An 18,850-nucleotide genomic window follows, 5' to 3' on the forward strand; every position below is an offset into this window, starting at 1 on the left:
TCCACTGCGGTGTCGTACTGAACGCCGATCTGGTAGGCGCATATAACATTCTGCAAAGGTATCTCCGTGAGTCCGGTCTGGCACTGCCGGACCGGTCGGGAGTAGTGGGCGCACTGGCACGCCCTGCGGTCAACCTGTTCGTGTGGAGAAAAACCACATCGCCAGGCCGTGAACAGGGGACGTTCAGGCAGGCCGCTTAGGTCTGTTCCGGGCAGCCGCGAATTATAAAACCAACCACTTCTAGAAGGGGAACCCCACCCCTTTTAGGGGTGGGAGGATATCAGGGTTTTAGATCACTGGCAATTTGCTGGTTTTAAACTGCAGTTATCAGTACAACAATTTGCTGCTGATGGTCCCGGATTAGAACCAATCTATCAGGCCGCATTACAACGTGAGTTTGAAAAAGCCATTCAGCTGGTGGAAACCTATCCCCATGTCTATCTCGATACCTCCTGGGTACTGGGTAATCCCGGGGTACAGGTACCGTTACCTACCCTGGCCCAATTTATGGAAAAATATCCACACCGTTTCTTGTATGGCAGCGATTTTCCCATTATGGAGTATGCACCGCAAGCAGGACTCCAGACCTTGTTAACTTTGGGACTATCGGAAAGTACATTGAATTGTATATTCGTGAAAATGCCAGACAATTGCTGGAAGACGAATAAGAGACCCTTTGCCAGATATATTGACAAAGGGTCTTAAATTTTCTGTTTTACACCCCAAAAGGCTTCAGAACCCGTTCCAGAATGCCATGGACGGCAGCAATCAGTACCCCGTAGTTGACAATGGGCACCTGGCGACTGCGGGCCTGTTGCAGGCGGTGTAGCATGGAACGCCGGTTTAACATACAGGCACCACAATGGACGATTAATTTAAAATCCTCCAGGTTATCGGGATAGCCCTGCCCGGATGACCAGGTGTACTGCAGTTCTCCGCCTGCCAGCTGATTGAGCCAGCGGGGAATTTTGGCCCTGCCGATATCATCGGGTTGCCGGTGATGGGTACAGGCTTCAGCGATCAGCACCCGGTCCCCGGGTTTTAACGCTGAGATCGCTCGTGCACCTGCGGCCAGGGTGGCCAGATCTCCTTTGTAGCGGGCATAGAGGATGGAAAAGCTGGTCAATGGTACATTTTCTGGCACCAGCCGGGAGACCAGGCCAAAGGCCTGGGAATCGGTGACCACCAGGGCCGGGGGCTGCTGGAGATTGGCCAGGGTTTGTTCCAGTTCGAATTCCCGGCAAACATAGGCCATTACCCCATGATCCAGGCAATCCCGCAGTACCTGAACTTGCGGCAGTATCAAGCGGCCTTTGGGAGCAGCGGAGTCAATGGGGACGACCAGTACCACTGTATCACCGGGCTTGACCAGGTCGCCCAGGATAGTTTCCGGCTCCCAGTTTTGCGGGGCCTGCTCGATCATCGCCTGTTTCAGTTCTTCGATTCCGGCGCCGGTACGGCTGCTAACCTTTACCCAGGGGAGGTCGAGGACGGCCCGGGCAGCAGCCAGATCGGGGTCAGCCAGGTCGCTCTTGTTTAGCACGCCGACCAGGGGCAGGTTGTGCTGCCGGCAGAGGGCGGCGATCTCCCGGTCAAAGCTGGTTATCCCGGTAGTAGCATCCACCACCAGCAGGGCCAGATCGGCTTTGGGCAGCACTTCCCGGGTTTTTTGTACCCGCAGCTGGCCCAGTTCCCCTTCATCATCCAGACCGGCGGTATCGATCAGCACTACCGGGCCCAGGGGCAGGATTTCCATGGCTTTGTAGACTGGATCTGTGGTGGTGCCGGGGATAGGGGAGACCAGGGCGATGTCCTGGTTGGTCAGGGCATTGATCAGACTGGATTTACCGGCATTGCGGCGACCGAAAAGGGCAATATGCAGGCGATTGGCACGAGGGGTTTCCAGCATCAGTGTTCCTCCTGTTCATCCCTGGCGCAGATACCGGGGGGGCCGGCGGCCGGCCCGGGCGATCTGCTCCAGTGCATAGTTGAGATTGACGGGATTTTTGTTGCTGTAGATCTGGTAATTACCCCGGTACTGGGGTGGGGTCATAATCAACATAATGGTATTGGCACCGGCGCGCAGAGCCAGTTCCTGGCCGCGGGGATGCAGGGTAGCCATAGCGGTAGTGGCGGGCAGGAAAACATTCTGGCAGACTATCCGGGTCAGGGCCACTACCCGCAGACAGAGGTGCAAATCCCCTGGCGGCTGATCGGCCCAGGGGGTATTGGCTGCCGGTAAAAAGGGGCCGATACCGATCATGTGAATGCCATCATCTTTAAAATGGAGAATATCGGCGGCCAGGTCCATTACTGTCTGCCCGGGAAGGCCCACGATATTGCCGGATCCGCTTAAAAGTCCGGCCTGTTTGATTAACTGCAGATGTCGCCGCCGTTCCCCGTAATCATCATCAGGATGGGCGGCTGCAAACAGATAGGGGGAGCCGCTTTCCAGTTTGAGCAGATAGTTGTTGGCCCCTGCTTCCCGAAGTAGCCGGTATTCTTCCGCCCTGCGTTCTCCCAGACTGAGGGTGATGCGCAGGCCGTATCTTTCCTTGATGGTCCGGATGAGACGCAGGATTTTTTCCGTAGTATAATAGGGGTCTTCGCCCGATTGCAGGATCACGGTGCGCAAGCCCAGACGGTAGATTTCATCCACTGTGGCCAGAATTTCCTCTTCGCTCATGCGATAACGGGGCAGAACTGTATTATCCCGGCGCAGGCCACAGTAGTAACAGTTTTTACGGCAGTAGTTGGAAAACTCGATGGCACCCCGGATATCCACCATGTCGCCTACACATTCCTGGCGGACCAGATCACCGGCGGTAAGCAAAGCCTGTTCTTCCGCTTCATCCTGCACAGCCAGTAAACGGGCCAGCTCCTCCTGACTCAAGGGTTCTTCCCGCTCCAGACGCTGCAGCAATTCCCGGTAATCAGCGGCCAGGGGGTAGGCATAGACTGGTGACCAGTCGATGCGCCGGGGCTGGGTGGAATAAGGATAGATGCCTTCCCACTCAATGGCTTCAGCGGCCAGGATTTTTTCCACTTCGGTCCGGTGGCTGGCAGCAAAGCGGATGACAGTGGTACAGGCTGAACCTATGCCCCGGGGAGTAGGCAGCAGTTCCGTTGCAATTCCCGCTTCCCGCAAGGCGTGGTCTGCTTTCAACATATGCTGGGTGGAGGCACAGACCAGCAGCAATGATGGCTCTGTTCTGGCCTTAGCCATGAATTTTTGCAGGAGACTCATGACTTCACCGCCTTACAGGTACAGATCTTTTTCGCCCTGCTCCAGACGGCGCAAGCGGTCAGCGGTGAGACGGCGAATATCCTCCCGCCGGATGGCTTCCTGCTCTTTAGCCAGGACAGGGGCAGCTGCGTTGCGGGCAGCCTCACTGCCAAAGTGGAGGAGATATTCCTGTAAAGTCAGCAGGGCATTGGGCTGGCAGACATTCTGGATATTACCGCTCTTGGCCAGTTGCATAAAGCGTTCCCCGGTGCGGCCGCTGCGATAGCAGGCGGTGCAAAAACTGGGGATGAACCCCGCCTGGAGGACACAGGTAATCACTTCATCCAGAGTGCGATGATCCTCGATAGCGAACTGTTCTGTCGGGTCGGCAGTCCGGGCCCGTTCCCGGTAACCGCCGGGGGAAGTAGCCGAACCGGCGGAAATCTGGCTAATACCCAGATGCAAGAGTTCATCCCTGAAGGCTGGCGTCTCCCGGGTCGAAAGAATCAGGCCGGTGTAAGGAACAGCCAGGCGCAGAACGGCCACGATTTTCTTGAAATCCCGGTCGGAAACGGGATAGGGCGCAGCCTGGAGCTGTGATCCCGGAGCCGGACGCAGCCGGGGTACAGACAGGGTATGGGGGCCAACCCCATAAGTGCGATCCAGATAATGGGCATGGGCCAGCAGCGCCAGGGTGTCGTACCTGTGGTCATAGAGACCATAGAGGACGCCCATCCCGATATCATCGATACCGGCCTGCAGGGCCCGTTCCGGGGCGCTGACCCGCCAGTGATAATCGGCTTTCGCTCCCGCAGGGTGCATCTGCCTGTAAGTGTCGAGATGATAGGTTTCTTGGAAAAGTTGATAGGTGCCGATTCCGGCCGCTTTCAGGCGGCGGAAGCCCTCCCCATCCAGTGGGGCGATATTGACATTGAGGCGGCGAATATCCGCCTGCTGATAAATGGCTTCAATCACCTGAACGATATAGTCTACAGCGGCCTGGCGGCCATTTTCACCGGCTACCAGCAGCAAGCGCTTGTGGCCCTGGCTTTCCAGGGCTTTCGCTTCAGCCACGGCCTCTTCCACAGTCAGGGTGCGGCGGGCCAAACTGCGGTTGGCTGCCCGAAAGCCGCAGTAGAGGCAATTATTGTGGCACTCATTGGTTAGATAAAGGGGGGCGAAGATGACCACCCTTCGCCCGTAAATCCGTTCCTTCACCTGACCGGCGGCCTGGAACAGCTCGGTCAGCAGTTCTTCATCTTCGATTTGCAGAAGCTGAGCCGCTTCGGCCAGAGTCAGGCCCTGCGCAGTTGCTGCTTTGGCCAGAATCTCCCGCACCCGGGGAGCAGAAGGCTTAGCCGCTTCCCTGAGCAGATTTTCCAGATCAGCTTCCGCCAGCCAGGTTGGAATTTGCATAATCATTACCTCCGATTCTGATTTACCTCTGTCTAATATTTTAACACATTAGCGGCGTGGTTGGTACCTGGTATGCAAAAGCTGGTGGCTCTTGTGACTCAAAGGATGGCCCAGAAACTCGGCATACAGCTCCTTGATAGCCGGGTTTTCGTGGGACTTGCGGAACCGGGCCTGGGAGTCGCACTGGTAAATACCCTGGGCCCGCTTTTGCCGCACTTCCCAGGTGGTAGGAATCGGCTGGCCGCCACCACCGATACAGCCGCCGTGACAGGCCATAATTTCGATAAAATGGTATTCCGCTTCGCCTTTTTGCAGGGCGGTCAGCAGCTGTTTGGCATTGGCCAGGCCGTGGGCTACCGCCAGTTTCAGCCTGCGCCCTTTTAGTTCTACTTCCGCTTCCTTAATGCCATTGAAGCCCCGCACTTGCTGGAATTCAATCTCAGCCAGGGGCTGGCCGCTGGTCACTTCTGCCACTGTTCTGAGGGCCGCTTCCATTACCCCGCCGGTGGTGCCGAAAATGACACCGGCACCGGTGGATTGGCCCAGAGGCTGATCAAAATCTTCGTCAGGCAGATTCCTGAGATCCAGACCGGCTTCCCGCAGCATGGCGCCCAGTTCCCGGGTGGTGAGGACGATGTCCACATCCTGGTAGCTGGAGGCCTGCATTTCCGGCCGCTGGATTTCAAACTTCTTGGCGGTACAGGGCATAATGGATACCACCACTATGCTGGCCGGGTCAATCCCGTGTTTGCTGGCATAATAGGTTTTGGCCACCGCCCCGAACATCTGGTGCGGGGATTTGCAGCTGGACAGATGTTTTAGCAAATCGGGGAAGAAATGCTCTATATATTTGACCCAGCCGGGACAGCAGGAAGTGATCAGCGGCAGGGAGCCGCCCTCTTCCAGCCGTTCTAGCAGTTCGTGACCTTCTTCCATGATGGTCAGGTCAGCAGCAAAATTGGTATCAAAAACGCGGTCAAAACCAAGGCGGCGCAGAGCGGCCACCAGTTTACCGGTCAGGACAGTGCCGGGTTCATAGCCCAGCTCTTCCCCGATGGAAACCCGCACGGCAGGAGCCACCTGAACCACTACGTGCTTTTCGGGATTGGCCAGGACGGACCAGACCCGGGCAGTTTCATTTTTCTCGGTCAGGGCCCCGGTGGGGCAGACCAGCACACACTGGCCGCAGAAGGTGCAAACTGCCTCATTGAGGTTATCCCCAAAGGCCGGAGTGATATTGGTGTCGAAGCCCCGCTCGGCTGCCTGCAGACAGCCTACCTGCTGCACCTGCTGGCATACTGCCACACAGCGGCGACAGAGGACACACTTGCGGGGATCGCGGACGATAGAGGGGGAGCTGGCATCAACAGGCAGCTGAGTAGTAGCTCCGGTATAGGGAATCTGCCGTACTCCCACTTCCTCGGCCAGTACCCGCAATTCACAGGTACGGTTGCGGGCACAGGTCAGGCATTCCTGGGGGTGGTCGGAAATAATCAGCTCCACTGCCGTTCGCCGGGCTTCCCGTACTGCCGGACTTTTGGTATTGACCACCATGCCGGGGCTAACGGGCAGGACACAGGCAGCCTGCAAAGTACGGGCCCCCTGTACCTCTACCAGACAAACCCGGCAGGCCCCGATTTCATTGAGTTCTTTCATATAGCAGAGGGTAGGGATTTTGATGCCCAGCTGGCGGGCCGCCTCCAGCACGGTGGTGCCTGCTGGTACTTCTACCGTTTGTCCATCTATGGTCAATTGCACCATTTCAGTCATTATCTTCACCTCATTACTTCTTGCTGATGGCTCCGAATTTGCATTTGCTGACACAGGCGCCGCATTTGAGGCATTTTTCCTGGTCAATTACAAAGGGTGACTTAACCACACCGCTGATCGCCCCGGCGGGACAGGCTTTGGCACAGAGACTGCAGCCTTTGCAGAGGGTAGGATCAATCACATAGTTCAGTAAGGCCTGACAGACTCCGGCCGGGCATCTCTTTTCCTGGATATGGGCCAGGTACTCATCCCGGAAATGTTTAAGAGTACTGAGTACCGGGTTGGGAGCGGACTGGCCCAGGCCGCAAAGGGAACTGTTCTTGATATTGCGGGCCAGGGTTTCCAGCTTGTCCAGATCTGCCATGGTGCCCTGACCGGAAGTGATCCGCTCCAGAATTTCCAGCATGCGTTTGGTACCAATCCGGCAGGGGGTACATTTGCCACAGGATTCATCGACAGTGAATTCCAGGTAGAAGCGGGCAATGTCCACCATACAGTCAGTTTCATCCATGATAATCAAGCCACCGGAGCCCATCATCGAACCGGCTGCCAGCAGGGAATCGTATTCAATGGGGGTATCCAGATGGCTGGCAGGCAAACACCCGCCGGAAGGTCCCCCGGTCTGGGCGGCTTTGAAAGCCTTACCATTGGGAATTCCGCCCCCGATTTCGAAGATAACCTGGCGCAGGGTAGTGCCCATGGGCACTTCGATCAAACCGGTATTGTTGATTTTGCCGGCGATAGCAAAGACCTTGGTGCCCTTGCTTTTTTCTGTCCCCATGGCGGCATACCAGTCAGCACCATTGAGGATAATCATCGGGATATTGGCATAGGTTTCTACGTTATTGATGAGGGTAGGCTTGCCCCACAAACCCTTGACTGCCGGGAAAGGCGGCCGGGGCCGGGGTTCGCCGCGGTGACCTTCAATGGAGGTGAGCAGCGCGGTTTCCTCACCACAGACAAAGGCACCAGCCCCTAAACGAATATCTACATCAAAATTAAAACCGCTGTTGAAGATGTTTTTGCCCAGCACACCCAGGGCCCGGGCCTGAGCAATGGCAATTTTCAGCCGTTCCACGGCAATGGGATATTCGGCCCGGACATAGATATAACCCTGCTGGGCCCCGATGGCATAACCGGCAATGGCCATGGCTTCCAGCACACTGTGCGGATCCCCTTCCAGGATGGAACGGTCCATAAAGGCCCCGGGGTCGCCTTCATCGGCATTGCAGACGACATACTTGATTTCACCTGGTGCATTCGCGGTAAATTCCCACTTCAGACCGGTGGGAAAACCACCACCACCCCTGCCTCTCAGGCCTGAGGCCTTGACAGTAGCAATAACCTCAGCAGGAGTCAGGCTGGTCAATGCTTTGGCCAGGGCCTGGTAGCCATCACGGGCAATGTATTCATGGATATTTTCCGGGTCAATTTGCCCGCAGTTGCGCAGGGCAATCCGCTTTTGATAGCGGAAGAAATCGATGTCCCGGAATTTCTCGATCACTTCCTCTGCCTCAGGCCCGTGATAAAGCAAACGTTTTACCGGTCGGTCCTGCAGGAGATGGGAATTGACGATTTCAGCGGCATCAGCTGGAGAGACAGAGGTGTAGAAAGTTTCGTCGGGATAGATTACTACAATAGGTCCTAAGCGACAGAAACCGAAACAACCGGTTTTAACCACTTTGGCCTGTTGACTGAGACCGGCCTCAGCCAGACTGCTTTCCAGGGCTTCCGCAACTTTAAGGCTGCCAGATGAGGTACAACCGGTACCGGCACAGACCAGGATGTGCCAGCGATAACCATCAGCAGCAGCCTGACCCTGGCGCAAAGCCAGCTGGGCCAGGGCAGCTTCCTTGAGTTCATTCAGCTGGTTAATACTTAGCATGAATTTGCACCTCCGCTTAACCTGCAATAGCGGGAGAAACCTGACCTTCCCGCTGGCGATATTCTTCCAGGATAGCAGCCAGGTCTTTACTGGTCAGACGGCCATAGACCTGGTCATTGATAGCGATAACAGGAGCCAGACCGCAGGCACCGATACAGCGGGTGGCTTCCAGGGTAAACAAACCGTCAGGGGTGGTCTGACCGACGTCAATGCCCAGTTGCTTTTTCAGATCTTCCAGGAGCAGGCCGGAACCTTTGACATAACAGGCTGTGCCCAGGCAGACACCGATTTTGTATTTGCCAATAGGCTGGGTGGAGAAATAGGAATAGAAAGTAACAACGCCGTAGACTTCACTGGCCGGGACATTCAGTTCTCTGGCGATATATTCCATGACCTCCCGGGGCAAATAGCCAAACAGCTGCTGGGCGGCATGCAGTACCGGAATCAGGGCCCCTGCTTCCTCCCGGTGTTTGGCGATAATAGCATCCAGTTCCTTGAATCTGGGGTCGGCGCTTTTGCTGCCACACTTACATGTGCATTCAGTCATAGCATATCCCTCTCTTTCCGTGATTGTGTTAGTACAATTTTTGTCCCGGAGGGACAATGTTGGTCCCTAGAATGGTAAAATAAAAAGGATTGTTCGCAGCTTCACTTTCACAAACTAATTTTACATATTAGCTGGCCTTGAGACAAGACCAGGACTAAAAGTTGTAATTTTGATAATTATCACAAAAAAAGGAGTTCAACATTTACTGGCGAATGGTATAATTAAACAGGGCGGAGGGATCAGGTATGAACACGGTAGAAGTGACGATTGTCAGAGAAAAATATCGCATAAAAGGGGAGGCCAGTCCGGAGCAGATTGAAAAGGCAGCTGCCCTGCTGGATGAAATGATGCGTTCGATTCTGGCGGGCAATCCTTCTCTGCCTTTACACCAGGTGGCTGTGCTGGCTGCCTTGAATCTGGCCAATGATTACCTGACATTAAAGGAAGAATATGAGAGTCTGGTGAAAATGCTGCCCTGAGGGGTGGTGATTAATCTGGGGCAAAAGCCCTCGGCTGGTTACGGGCTGGAGGTAGCAGGGGTGGAAGAAATCGAAGGAGTGGTCACGGTACGGGTGCGGGAAAAGGTACCGCCTCCTGATGCTGTGACAGCCGCTGTGCTTACCTATCCGCAGCTGATAATCCGGGTTAAACCTCTGGCAGGCTGGCGCTGGCGGATAGTGTCTGAAAGTGGGGTTGAATTCAAGCTGCTGCAAGAAATAAAAGCCCCGCCGGTCTATTATACCGTACAGGGGCAGTATCTGGGACGGCAGGGAGCTATGGCTTTCAAGGCCCGGGTGCAGGGGAAAGTGCTGGTTTTTCGTTACCAGGGTAAGCTCAATTTCCGCAAGGGTAGCCGGATCAGTATTAAATATTACTGGAATGCCAAGAAGGAGCGGCAGGCGGTAGAAGTACGGTGTCGCTAGAGACTTATTGCTCTTACTATTTTTCTAAATTAGTGTCTTTACATATAAAATAATCTGTTAATTCTTTTTGGCGTTGTAAAAAATATTTTTTGATCTCTGACCAGGATACCTCCCGAAACAGCCTGGGCATTGGCTCTAATTCTGCATCATCAAAATATCCGAGGGATTTTAAAAAAACCAGTGGCTGAAAGGTTTTAACCGGGTATTTATCCGGATAAGCTTTAAAAATATCTTCGAACTTAATCTGTTCCTTGTCCAAAAAGAATAAGTCCACAAAATCTTTTTTTGTCCCCCGTTGCACTAAAGCAACCAGTTTCATTAAGGCAATATCCTTTAATGATGCTAATTGAATGTTTTTGTAGGTAAGCCCGGTTTCGAGGCGGGGATAGGGATAATAGAGAAAACTTACTTTTACGCCGTAAATAAAACAGTGGAGAGTTCCCGGTCCCTGGCTGGTTAAAAGAAACCCCTCAAAATTGGCCAGTTTTCCGGCAAGTTGAAAAGGGTCAAATTCTTGCTCTGAGAAAAAATCCAGGTCTTCTGACCAACGGTGGCCCAGATAAAGAGCTGCCCCGGTCCCTCCTGCTAAATAAAAGGTTTGTACCAGGGAGTGTCTTGCTAATTGCTCAAGAAGGATATATCGTTCCTTTGACATGATGTGTTCAAACAAACCACTTCCTCCTTTGGTATACCCAATAGGTTTTGCCACAGAATAGCCGTCCTCCTGGATATATTCCGGCTGTTCCTGACTACTTCTGCAATCTGTTCCCTGGTATAGGTTCGGTAAAGCCAGCGGTTGGCTTCCAGATCTCCGTATTCCAGGATCCGTTCTATAATTTGAAACCAATGGGCGGTTTGGTCTAATGTTTGCACATCATATTCCCAAAAAAATTGATGCAATTCCACGGGTAGCATGGTTTATCACCCTCTGGTTGTATTATACTTCAAGACAATCACTATCTTAATATAATTATACCACGTAATTATAATTGCTATAAGTTGAATAGCGTGAAACTACAATAGAATTAACAACCCTACCCCCCCGCCCGCAGGCAGCGCAGGGCCTCATCCAGCCGTACCAGAGCAGTGGGTTCCCCTTCCATAAACAATTGCGTTCTTGGCAAAAAGAAACTGCCCAGTTGCTCAGGAGGCAAGCTAGACCAGGTCAAGGTCAGGTTTCCGAACTCCGTCCGGAAGATCAGCGAATTGTTTTTTTCTTCCAGTAGCGTCCAGTGACAGTGCTGACCAATACGTTTCAATTCCACCTGTATTTCTTCCGCAGTCAGGCCAAGAATTTTGCTTGCCATCTCCATTCTCCTTTACAGCCCAGAGGTTAATTTCATCATAATATACATACCCTGGCAAGTCAATTTGCCCTTTACGACATACTGTGGTAAAATATTTCAGGATACCGTAGACAGAGGAGGACTATTTAATGAAACTGAAAGAGATCTATCAGCTGGCGGTAGAAATGGGAATGGAAGCTGACCCGCGGGGGAAACAGGCAGTAGAAAGGGATTTGCGCCTGACCCGGAAAAGCTACGAAAAACTGGAAGCGGAAGATAAGGCTTTTTTCGATACCGAGTCCCTGACCAATCCTTACAGTGACACCAGGATTCTCTGGGGGGACCCGGAGAAGGAAGTCAAGCGGATTCTGGTGGGCATCGATATCGAAGCCGGTGAATTATTGCTGGCTGACCGGCTGCGGGAAAAAGGCAAGGAAATCGACCTGGTGCTGGCCCACCATCCGGAGGGGCGGGCTTTTGCGGCCCTGCATCAGGTCATGCATATCCAGTCCGACCTCCTCTATCAGTGGGGGGTGCCGGTTAATATCGCTGAAAGCATTATGGCTGGACGCATCAAGGAAGTCATGCGCAATATCATGCCCTATAACCACCAGCGTCCGGTGGATGTGGCCCGTTTGCTGGAAATCCCCCTGATGTGCTGTCATACTCCTTCGGATAACCTGGTCACTTCCTGGCTACAAAAATATCTGGACGAGAAACAGCCGGAAACCATTGCCGATTTGTTGAAAGAACTGAAAACCATCCCCGAATATGCCGAAGCAGCCCGGCAGGGGGCAGGTCCCACCATTTTCGTCGGGGATGAATCCCGCCGCTGTGGTAGGATTTTCGTGGACATGACCGGTGGCACTGGCGGTTCTGAGGATGCCTATGATGAATGGGCTAAAGCAGGAGTAGGCACTCTGGTGGGCATGCATATCAGCGAAAAACACCGGGAGCGGGCAGAAAAAGCCCGTGTCAATGTAGTGATCGCCGGCCACATTGCCAGTGACTCCCTGGGCATGAACCTTTTCCTGGACCGGCTGGAAGCGGCGGGGATTGAAATCATTCCCTGCTCTGGCCTGATTCGGGTCAAGCGCTAACCGTTTAGGACAGGACACCTTCAGCCATACTATGGCTGGAGGTGTATTTTTATGGAAACCAAGTTGAAGCCAGCTGGCCATTAGGATAGAATAGAATTGTTTAAGTGATAAGGTGGAGGTAATTGCTGTGAAACTACCCGAATTGCTGGCCCCGGTAGGTTCCTGGGAGGCACTGGAAGCGGCGGTGGCCAATGGGGCTGATGCCGTTTACCTGGGGGGCAAAAACTTCAGTGCCCGCCAGTATGCCGCCAATTTTGACCGCCAGGAACTGGGGGAAGCGCTGGATTTTGCCCACTTGCGCGGAGTGAAGGTATTTGTTGCCGTTAATACCCTGGTAGCAGACCAGGAGCTGCCGGAAGCTCTGGATTACCTGGGTTTTCTCTATGAGCGAGGAGCAGATGCGGTTATACTGCAGGACCTGGGGCTGGCGGCCCTGGCCCGTAAATATCTCCCTGATCTGGAGTTGCATGCTTCTACCCAGATGACTATTCACAATGCAGCAGGAGTCAGGCAGCTGGAAGAACTGGGCTTTCAGCGGGTGGTGCTGGCCCGGGAAGTCAGCTGGGAAAATATGAAACGGATTCGGGCCCGGACCAGGGCCGAACTGGAAGTTTTTGTCCATGGTGCCCTGTGTATTTGCTATTCCGGCCAGTGTTTGATGTCTTCCCTGATTGGCGGCCGCAGTGGCAATCGGGGCCGCTGTGCCCAGCCCTGCCGCTTGCAATATACCCTCGTGGATCAGCAGGGACGGGAGCTAACCGCTGAGGAAGTGGGTAAACATCTGCTCAGTCCCCGGGATTTGAATCTGGTGGAAGATTTGCCCCGTTTAGTCGAAGCAGGGATTACTTCTCTCAAAATTGAAGGTCGAATGAAACGGCCGGAATATGTCGCTACTGTAGTGCGGGTTTATCGCCAGGCTCTGGACCGCCTGGCGGCCGGGGCCTTCCAGGTAACAGCTGAGGAGAAAAAAGATCTGGCCCAGATTTTTAACCGGGATTTCACCCGCGGCTATTTTGCCGGCAATCCCGGGGCAGAACTGATGAGTTATAAACGGCCCAATAACCGGGGCCTGAAAATCGGCCGGGTGTCCCGGGTGGATCGGGCCAAACGCCGGTTTGAGCTGGTCCTGGAGGAACCCCTGCGGGTAGGGGACGGTCTGGAAATCTGGGTCAAAATAGGCGGACGGCTGGGGCTGACCAGTCCGGTGGCGGCAGCTGCCGGAGAAAAGGTCTGGTTACCCAGTCCAGGCCAGGTCAGTGTAGGTGACCGGGTCTTCAAGACCCTGGATATAGATTTGATGGAACGGGCCCGCAGGGAAGTTAAACCCCTGCCGGTAACGGTACAGGTAGAGGGGTCAGTGGGACAGCCGTTACACCTGGTCTATCTGGATGAACAGGGGAACCGGGGGGAAGCCTGGACAGCGGAACCAGCCCAGCAGGCCCAGAAGCGTCCCCTGACCGAGGAGGTACTGTGGCAGCAGCTGGGACGCCTGGGCAACACCCCCTATCAGCTGGTAGGGCTGGAGGCCCGGCTGCAAGGGGAGTGTATGGTGCCTCTCAGCTTGCTCAATGAGGCTCGCCGCCAGGCTATATCCCGCTTGACGGCAGCACGGCTTAAACCCTGGGCCAGACCGGCAGCACCGGCAGCGGACTGGCAGCCTTTACTCCGGCAAGAGAGCCGCAACCAGGGCAGACCCCTGCTCACCGTCCAGGTAGCCAGCTGGTCAGGGGCGGAAGCGGCCCTGGTCGCCGGGGCGGACCTGGTCTATCTGGGTGCAGAATGGTGGCGGCACCAGCGGGAAAAAGCGGATTGGGCGCAACTGCCCGGAATGGAGCGGCTCTGGCTGGCTACTCCCCGCATTCTGCAGGAGGGAGAATGGCAGGGGTATATTCCCTGGCTGGAGCAGATCTTGCAACAACGGCCCCCTGCCGGTTTGCTGGTCAGCAACCTGGGCTTGCTCCACTGGTTGCGGGCCCAGGGCTACCAGGGCGAATTAGTAGCAGACTGGCCCTTAAATGCCTTTAATCAAGTCACAGTCCAGATCTTGCAGCAGCTGGGAGCCAGCCGCATCACCCTTTCCCCGGAACTGACGGGGGAACAGGTAATGGAGCTGGCGGCCACGGGCTTGCCGCTGGAGGTCCTGGTTCACGGCCATATTACCATGATGGTTTCCGAATATTGTGCAGTGGGCAGTTTGCTGGGGGGACGGCGGCCCGGCAAAAAGTGTTCCCAGCCCTGTCGCCAGGGAACTTACGGGCTGAAAGACCGCCTCAATCTGGTGTTCCCCTTGCGCATGGACCAGTTCTGTCACATGCATGTTTTTAATCCCAGGGAACTGGCTTTGCTGGATGAATTGCCCCTTCCCGGCCTGTCCGGGCTCAAAGCCCTGCGGCTGGATTTGCGTTTAGCAGATTCCGAGAAAATCCGGCAGGTGGTGGCGGTTTACCGGCAGGCTCTGGCCGGAAAGGTGCTGCCTCAGGCCCGGGAATTCCTGCAAAAACTCAGTCCGGGCGGTTTGACCAAAGGCCACTGGTACCGGGGGGTATTGCAGGTGGAAGAGGAGGAAAAGGATTAAGACAATGAACAATCGCGCTCTGGAAAAACTGGAATACAGCAAAATCATCGCCCAGTTGGCCGATTGCACCATGAGCAACCTGGGCCGGGAGCTGGCGGAAAACCTGTTACCCACTACCGAGGAGGCGGAAATTCGCCGCCGCCAGCAGGAGACTCAGGAAGCCCGGGAATTGTTGCGCGTGTATCCCGATCTGCCCTGGTCCGGTTTAAAAGACCCGCGTCAGGCTGTGGGCCGGGCCAAACGGGGCGCGGTGCTGGCTCCGGAGGAACTGCTGGCTGTTGCAGACAGCATGCGGGCCAGCCGCCGCTTGAAGCGCTTTTTTGCAGAACTGAAGGAACATTATCCGCTGCTCCAGGAATATGCCGCTAACCTGGCCAGCTTTAAACCGGTCGAGGATGCCATTTACCGCGCGATTTTACCGGGCGGGGAAGTGGCTGATGAAGCTTCTCCCCGGCTGGCTGCCCTGCGGCGGCAGATTCGCAGCCATAGTGTCCGGGTGAAGGAAAAACTGGAACAGATTATCCGTTCCCCGGAATGGCAGAAAATGCTGCAGGACCCCATTGTCACCCAGCGGGGGGACCGCTATGTGGTGCCGGTGAAAAATGAATATCGCGGCCAGTTCCCCGGTCTGATCCATGACCAGTCAGGCAGCGGGGCGACCCTGTTTATTGAACCCATGGCCGTGGTGGAAATCAATAATGATCTGAAAAGGCTGAAGGCGGAAGAGGAAGAGGAAATTGAACGCATTCTGCAGGAACTGACGGCCCGGGTGGTGGCGGAAATTGACCAGCTGGAACTGGCGGTGGAGGCCCTGGCCCATCTGGATTTTGCCCTGGCCAAAGGGACTTTGAGCCAGCGCTGGGATGGCGTAGGGCCAAAACTGAACCGGGATGGCTATATTTACATTAAAGGCGGGCGCCATCCTTTAATCAAAGGCCGGGTAGTGCCGGTTACCATCTGGCTGGGCCGGGATTTCACCACCCTGATTATCACCGGGCCCAATACCGGCGGTAAAACTGTGACTCTAAAGACAGTAGGCCTGTTTGTGATTCTGGCTCAGGCGGGCTTGCATCTGCCCGCTGAGCTGGGAACGGAAATTGGCCTCTATCAGCAGATTTTTTGCGATATCGGGGATGAGCAAAGCATCGAACAATCCCTCTCCACATTTTCTTCCCATATGACCAATATCATCTCCATTCTGGCCGAGGCTGACCGGGATAGTTTGGTTTTGCTGGATGAGCTGGGGGCAGGTACCGATCCAGCGGAAGGAGCGGCTCTGGCCCAGGCCATTCTGGAAGAGCTGCATCGGCGGGGAGCCAAAACCATCGCTACTACCCACTACAGCCAGCTCAAAACCTTTGCCTTCAGCCAGCCAGGGATTGAAAATGCCAGTGTGGAGTTTGATGTCAATACCCTGCAGCCTACTTACCGTTTGCTCATCGGTCAGCCGGGGAGTTCCAATGCCCTGCAAATTGCCGCCCGGCTGGGGCTGGCTCCGGAGCTGGTGGAACGGGCCCGTTCCTTTATGAGCAAGGCGGAAACGGAAATGGCCGATCTGATCCAGAGCCTGGAGGCCAGCCAGCGGGCAGCAGAAGCGGAACGCCAGGAAGCCGAGCGGTTGCGCCGGGAAAGCGAGCGCCTGCGGCAGGAGTATGCGCAGCTCAAGGAAAAACTGGAGGCTCAGCGGGAACGGATTCTGGCCAGAGCCCGGGAAGAGGCCTGGGCGGAGGTGAAAAAGGCCCGCCAGGAGGCGGAAAATATCGTGGCAGAGTTGAAGGCCCGACTGGCAGAGGCGCCTTCGGCCCAGACCTTGCAAGCAGCCTATGATGCCCGTTCCCGTTTACGCAAATTGCAAGCGGACAAGGCTGTCACCCCGACAACCCCGTCTGTTGCTACCGGAGGCAGACCACCGCGGGAGCTGGAAGTGGGGGACCGGGTCAAGGTCTTGAGTTTAAACCAGGAAGGCACTGTGGTCGGTGGGATAAAACCCGGTGTTAGTGCCGTAGTTCAGGTAGGAGCCCTGAAAATGACGGTACGCTGGGAGGATCTGCGCTTGCGGGCCGGTTCTGATCCGGAAGCGGGGCAAGTGCAGGGGGCAGGCAGCCTCATGTCGGCCAAAACCGCTGCTATCAAGCGGGAACTGGATTTAAGGGGCATGACGGTCGATGAGGCTCTTTATGAACTGGAAAAATATCTGGATAACGCCCTGGTGGCCGGACTGAACCAGGTCTATGTCATCCATGGCAAAGGGACAGGGGCTTTGCGCAAAGCCATCACCCAGGCGTTAAAAGAACATCCACGGGTAAAAAATTACCGTCACGGTGCAGCCAATGAGGGCGGCATCGGCGTGACGGTAGTCGAGTTATAATTTCCTATTCCCGGTCCCTTCCGGCCATTTTACCCAGCATGTAAACCAGGGGAATAGTGGCCAGATGCAGGGCCCAGAAGCCGGCATTGGGAAAATCGAAGGTATCTTTTTCACGGCGGCGACCAAACAAAAGGTGCATAGTTTTTAACCTCCTTTGCCGGTTTGTTATTAGTTTATCCCCTTTGAACTGAAAAAAACGCGTTAAAAAATGTTATTGACCCTGTACCGTAGTACAGGGTTTATACTTTATCCAGGGGGTGATAATAAGATGAAATATCGTATTAGTGAACTGGCTGTTAAATGTAATGTCAATAAAGAAACTATCAGGTATTATGAGAGAAAAGGATTAATCAAAGAAACTTTACGAACAGATTCTGGGTATCGAATGTACTCGGAAGAGACTGTAAAGCGTATATTTTTTATTAAACGCATGCAGGAACTAGGGTTTTCTCTGGGTGAAATTCATAACTTACTAAAGGTTATAGATGAAGGTGAAATTCGATGTAAGGATATGTATAATTTTATTTCTCAAAAAATAGATGAAGTTCAACAACGAATAAAAGATTTAAGACGGATTGAAAAAATATTGAACGAATTGAAAGAACGCTGTCCCAATAAGGAAGAGCTACAAGAATGTCCAATCCTTGAAACTTTAAAAGATGATTGAACTTAAAGCTGTTGAGGATGACAACTGATTTTGATCTTTCCAAGAAATTACGTATACGGGAAAGGGAGGGTAGAAACATGCTGAGGAAACGGTATATGTTGCGGCCGGTAGCTCACTGTAAAGGTGGCTGCTGACTTAAGGTCCTGGGCTTAAGGTCCTGGGCATGACCTAAAACTGCCCATTTTATTGTAGATAGAGGAGGAAAAAAATATATGAAAGAGAAAATAGCCAGCATCGGTTCAGTATTCTCCGCTTTCTTCGCATCTATTTGCTGACTGGGGCCAGTTATATTGGTACCACTTGGTCTAAGTGGCCTCAGTAGTATTTTAGCAGCTTCCCTGTCCAGGTATCGGACACTCTTTTTTATTTTAACTATCATACTGTTGGGTATGTCTCATTATTGGGCCTCGAAAAATCCTAGCGATAATAAGTATAATAAAGTTATCTTATGGGTTTCTACTTTAATGGCTGTGGGAATTTTGCTTTATACTACAGTTCGAACTCTATAAGGAGTTAATAAGGAGGTATGCAGCAGCTTCAGAAAACTAGACTATAATTGATTGTATTTAACTGTTTTGTTACAATAAAAAAATGGAACTATTATCCATTGGAGAAGCAGCAAAGTCCGGCAGGGTTTCGGGGAGCTGATCAGGAATGCCAAAGAAACACGAGAAGAACAAATTTAGCATAACTGTGTGCAGGGAGTTTTTTCCAGAGATTTACCCGGCTCACCGGTCTTCGAAGTGGAGCAGGGGCGAAGAAGACCCGCTGACTACGGAGATGCGTCTCTTCTGTGCCTGTATGCGGTGGGCCTTTAACCGGCTCCTGGAAGGTGCTTCCCGCCATGAAATCAAGAAGTCAGGACAAGAACTTTTCGGGCTGAACTCCCGCTATGCGGATGATGCCAGACTTAAAGCACAGGCCCTGCTGGACTCCCAAACAGAACTGCTGAAGTTAGAAAATGAAGAAACAGAAAAGAAACTGGGCCGGGCCAGAAAGAAGCTCAGCCTGGCTATGAGGAAACTGGCGAAGGCAGAGGAAAAGGGGGCTGCTTCAGAAGTTATTGAAAAGCTCCGCCTGGCAGTCA

The 18,850-nt window shown here is 53.9% G+C and carries 17 protein-coding genes and 1 pseudogene; 8 read left to right on the forward strand and 10 right to left on the reverse strand.

What is annotated here, in order from left to right:
* Positions 1-369: 369 nt before the first annotated feature.
* Positions 370-705: an amidohydrolase family protein gene (locus tag B5D20_RS14365; protein WP_479722962.1), complete on the forward strand. Its 336-nt coding sequence runs from the start codon at positions 370-372 to the stop codon at positions 703-705.
* A 10-nt stretch (positions 706-715) separates the two neighbouring features.
* Here B5D20_RS14365 and hydF read toward each other — a convergent pair whose 3' ends face one another.
* The 6 genes from hydF to nuoE are packed head-to-tail and all read right to left on the reverse strand — an operon-like array spanning position 716 to position 8,844.
* Positions 716-1,909 carry a [FeFe] hydrogenase H-cluster maturation GTPase HydF gene (hydF, locus tag B5D20_RS11650; protein ID WP_078666405.1) on the reverse strand — a complete coding sequence of 398 codons (1,194 nt, stop codon included), beginning with the start codon at positions 1,907-1,909 and terminating at the stop codon, positions 716-718.
* Positions 1,910-1,924: 15 nt separating this feature from the next.
* Positions 1,925-3,247 carry a [FeFe] hydrogenase H-cluster radical SAM maturase HydE gene (hydE, locus tag B5D20_RS11655; protein WP_078666406.1) on the reverse strand — a complete coding sequence of 441 codons (1,323 nt, stop codon included), beginning with the start codon at positions 3,245-3,247 and terminating at the stop codon, positions 1,925-1,927.
* A 12-nt stretch (positions 3,248-3,259) separates the two neighbouring features.
* Complete coding sequence (gene hydG, locus B5D20_RS11660; RefSeq protein ID WP_242952073.1) at positions 3,260-4,642, reverse strand: [FeFe] hydrogenase H-cluster radical SAM maturase HydG; 1,383 nt, start codon at positions 4,640-4,642, stop codon at positions 3,260-3,262.
* A gap of 48 nt (positions 4,643-4,690) precedes the next feature.
* Positions 4,691-6,403 carry an NADH-dependent [FeFe] hydrogenase, group A6 gene (locus B5D20_RS11665; protein WP_200803506.1) on the reverse strand — a complete coding sequence of 571 codons (1,713 nt, stop codon included), beginning with the start codon at positions 6,401-6,403 and terminating at the stop codon, positions 4,691-4,693.
* Positions 6,404-6,425: 22 nt separating this feature from the next.
* Complete coding sequence (gene nuoF / locus B5D20_RS11670) at positions 6,426-8,297, reverse strand: NADH-quinone oxidoreductase subunit NuoF (protein WP_078666408.1); 1,872 nt, start codon at positions 8,295-8,297, stop codon at positions 6,426-6,428.
* Positions 8,298-8,313: 16 nt separating this feature from the next.
* Positions 8,314-8,844: an NADH-quinone oxidoreductase subunit NuoE gene (gene nuoE / locus B5D20_RS11675; RefSeq protein ID WP_078666409.1), complete on the reverse strand. Its 531-nt coding sequence runs from the start codon at positions 8,842-8,844 to the stop codon at positions 8,314-8,316.
* A gap of 245 nt (positions 8,845-9,089) precedes the next feature.
* Between nuoE and B5D20_RS11680 the strand changes: the two genes are divergently transcribed.
* Together B5D20_RS11680 and B5D20_RS11685 are read left to right on the forward strand one after the other, a co-directional pair.
* Positions 9,090-9,323, forward strand: a complete 234-nt coding sequence (locus B5D20_RS11680; protein WP_078666410.1) for a cell division protein ZapA — start codon at positions 9,090-9,092, stop codon at positions 9,321-9,323.
* Between the two features lie 6 nt (positions 9,324-9,329).
* Positions 9,330-9,767, forward strand: coding sequence for a protease complex subunit PrcB family protein (locus tag B5D20_RS11685; protein WP_278308386.1), 438 nt, complete (start codon positions 9,330-9,332; stop codon positions 9,765-9,767).
* Between the two features lie 16 nt (positions 9,768-9,783).
* Here the strand turns inward: B5D20_RS11685 and B5D20_RS11690 are convergent, their stop codons facing one another.
* The 3 genes from B5D20_RS11690 to B5D20_RS11700 all read right to left on the reverse strand — a co-directional run bounded on the left by B5D20_RS11690 (position 9,784) and on the right by B5D20_RS11700 (position 11,074).
* Positions 9,784-10,476: a nucleotidyl transferase AbiEii/AbiGii toxin family protein gene (locus B5D20_RS11690; RefSeq protein ID WP_159071926.1), complete on the reverse strand. Its 693-nt coding sequence runs from the start codon at positions 10,474-10,476 to the stop codon at positions 9,784-9,786.
* Positions 10,386-10,682 carry a DUF6922 domain-containing protein gene (locus tag B5D20_RS14315; RefSeq protein ID WP_078666413.1) on the reverse strand — a complete coding sequence of 99 codons (297 nt, stop codon included), beginning with the start codon at positions 10,680-10,682 and terminating at the stop codon, positions 10,386-10,388. Before B5D20_RS14315 ends, B5D20_RS11690 begins: the two co-directional genes overlap by 91 nt.
* A 119-nt stretch (positions 10,683-10,801) precedes the next feature.
* Positions 10,802-11,074, reverse strand: coding sequence for a hypothetical protein (locus tag B5D20_RS11700; protein WP_078666414.1), 273 nt, complete (start codon positions 11,072-11,074; stop codon positions 10,802-10,804).
* Between the two features lie 128 nt (positions 11,075-11,202).
* On the opposite strand from B5D20_RS11700, the gene B5D20_RS11705 reads away from it, so the two are divergent.
* From B5D20_RS11705 to B5D20_RS11715, 3 genes are all read left to right on the forward strand, one after another.
* Positions 11,203-12,153, forward strand: coding sequence for a Nif3-like dinuclear metal center hexameric protein (locus tag B5D20_RS11705; RefSeq protein WP_078666415.1), 951 nt, complete (start codon positions 11,203-11,205; stop codon positions 12,151-12,153).
* 127 nt (positions 12,154-12,280) lie between these two features.
* Positions 12,281-14,728: a U32 family peptidase gene (locus B5D20_RS11710; RefSeq protein WP_078666416.1), complete on the forward strand. Its 2,448-nt coding sequence runs from the start codon at positions 12,281-12,283 to the stop codon at positions 14,726-14,728.
* Positions 14,729-14,732: 4 nt separating this feature from the next.
* Positions 14,733-17,096 carry an endonuclease MutS2 gene (locus B5D20_RS11715; protein WP_078666417.1) on the forward strand — a complete coding sequence of 788 codons (2,364 nt, stop codon included), beginning with the start codon at positions 14,733-14,735 and terminating at the stop codon, positions 17,094-17,096.
* Positions 17,097-17,100: 4 nt separating this feature from the next.
* Here the strand turns inward: B5D20_RS11715 and B5D20_RS14230 are convergent, their stop codons facing one another.
* The gene (locus tag B5D20_RS14230; protein WP_278307340.1) at positions 17,101-17,235 is read right to left on the reverse strand and encodes a hypothetical protein; all 135 of its coding nucleotides are present in this window, start codon (positions 17,233-17,235) and stop codon (positions 17,101-17,103) included.
* A gap of 129 nt (positions 17,236-17,364) precedes the next feature.
* On the opposite strand from B5D20_RS14230, the gene merR reads away from it, so the two are divergent.
* Positions 17,365-17,763: an Hg(II)-responsive transcriptional regulator gene (merR, locus tag B5D20_RS11720; protein WP_078666418.1), complete on the forward strand. Its 399-nt coding sequence runs from the start codon at positions 17,365-17,367 to the stop codon at positions 17,761-17,763.
* A gap of 654 nt (positions 17,764-18,417) precedes the next feature.
* Positions 18,418-18,850 (forward strand): annotated as a pseudogene (locus B5D20_RS11730) (IS200/IS605 family accessory protein TnpB-related protein); the annotation flags it as partial.

It is taken from the genome of Carboxydocella sporoproducens DSM 16521 (assembly GCF_900167165.1).
In the GTDB taxonomy this organism is placed as follows: Bacteria; Bacillota.

Excerpts from the sequence above, each read along its gene's own strand:
- nuoF (WP_078666408.1), bottom strand. The coding sequence starts at position 8,297 with ATGCTAAGTATTAACCAGCTGAATGAACTCAAGGAAGCTGCCCTGGCC.
- hydF (WP_078666405.1), bottom strand. The coding sequence starts at position 1,909 with ATGCTGGAAACCCCTCGTGCCAATCGCCTGCATATTGCCCTTTTCGGT.
- B5D20_RS11700 (WP_078666414.1), bottom strand. The coding sequence starts at position 11,074 with ATGGCAAGCAAAATTCTTGGCCTGACTGCGGAAGAAATACAGGTGGAA.
- nuoE (WP_078666409.1), bottom strand. The coding sequence starts at position 8,844 with ATGACTGAATGCACATGTAAGTGTGGCAGCAAAAGCGCCGACCCCAGA.
- hydE (WP_078666406.1), bottom strand. The coding sequence starts at position 3,247 with ATGAGTCTCCTGCAAAAATTCATGGCTAAGGCCAGAACAGAGCCATCA.
- B5D20_RS11680 (WP_078666410.1), top strand. The coding sequence starts at position 9,090 with ATGAACACGGTAGAAGTGACGATTGTCAGAGAAAAATATCGCATAAAA.
- merR (WP_078666418.1), top strand. The coding sequence starts at position 17,365 with ATGAAATATCGTATTAGTGAACTGGCTGTTAAATGTAATGTCAATAAA.
- B5D20_RS11705 (WP_078666415.1), top strand. The coding sequence starts at position 11,203 with ATGAAACTGAAAGAGATCTATCAGCTGGCGGTAGAAATGGGAATGGAA.
- hydG (WP_242952073.1), bottom strand. The coding sequence starts at position 4,642 with ATGCAAATTCCAACCTGGCTGGCGGAAGCTGATCTGGAAAATCTGCTC.
- B5D20_RS11665 (WP_200803506.1), bottom strand. The coding sequence starts at position 6,403 with ATGGTGCAATTGACCATAGATGGACAAACGGTAGAAGTACCAGCAGGC.
- B5D20_RS14315 (WP_078666413.1), bottom strand. The coding sequence starts at position 10,682 with ATGCTACCCGTGGAATTGCATCAATTTTTTTGGGAATATGATGTGCAA.
- B5D20_RS14230 (WP_278307340.1), bottom strand. The coding sequence starts at position 17,235 with ATGCACCTTTTGTTTGGTCGCCGCCGTGAAAAAGATACCTTCGATTTT.
- B5D20_RS11715 (WP_078666417.1), top strand. The coding sequence starts at position 14,733 with ATGAACAATCGCGCTCTGGAAAAACTGGAATACAGCAAAATCATCGCC.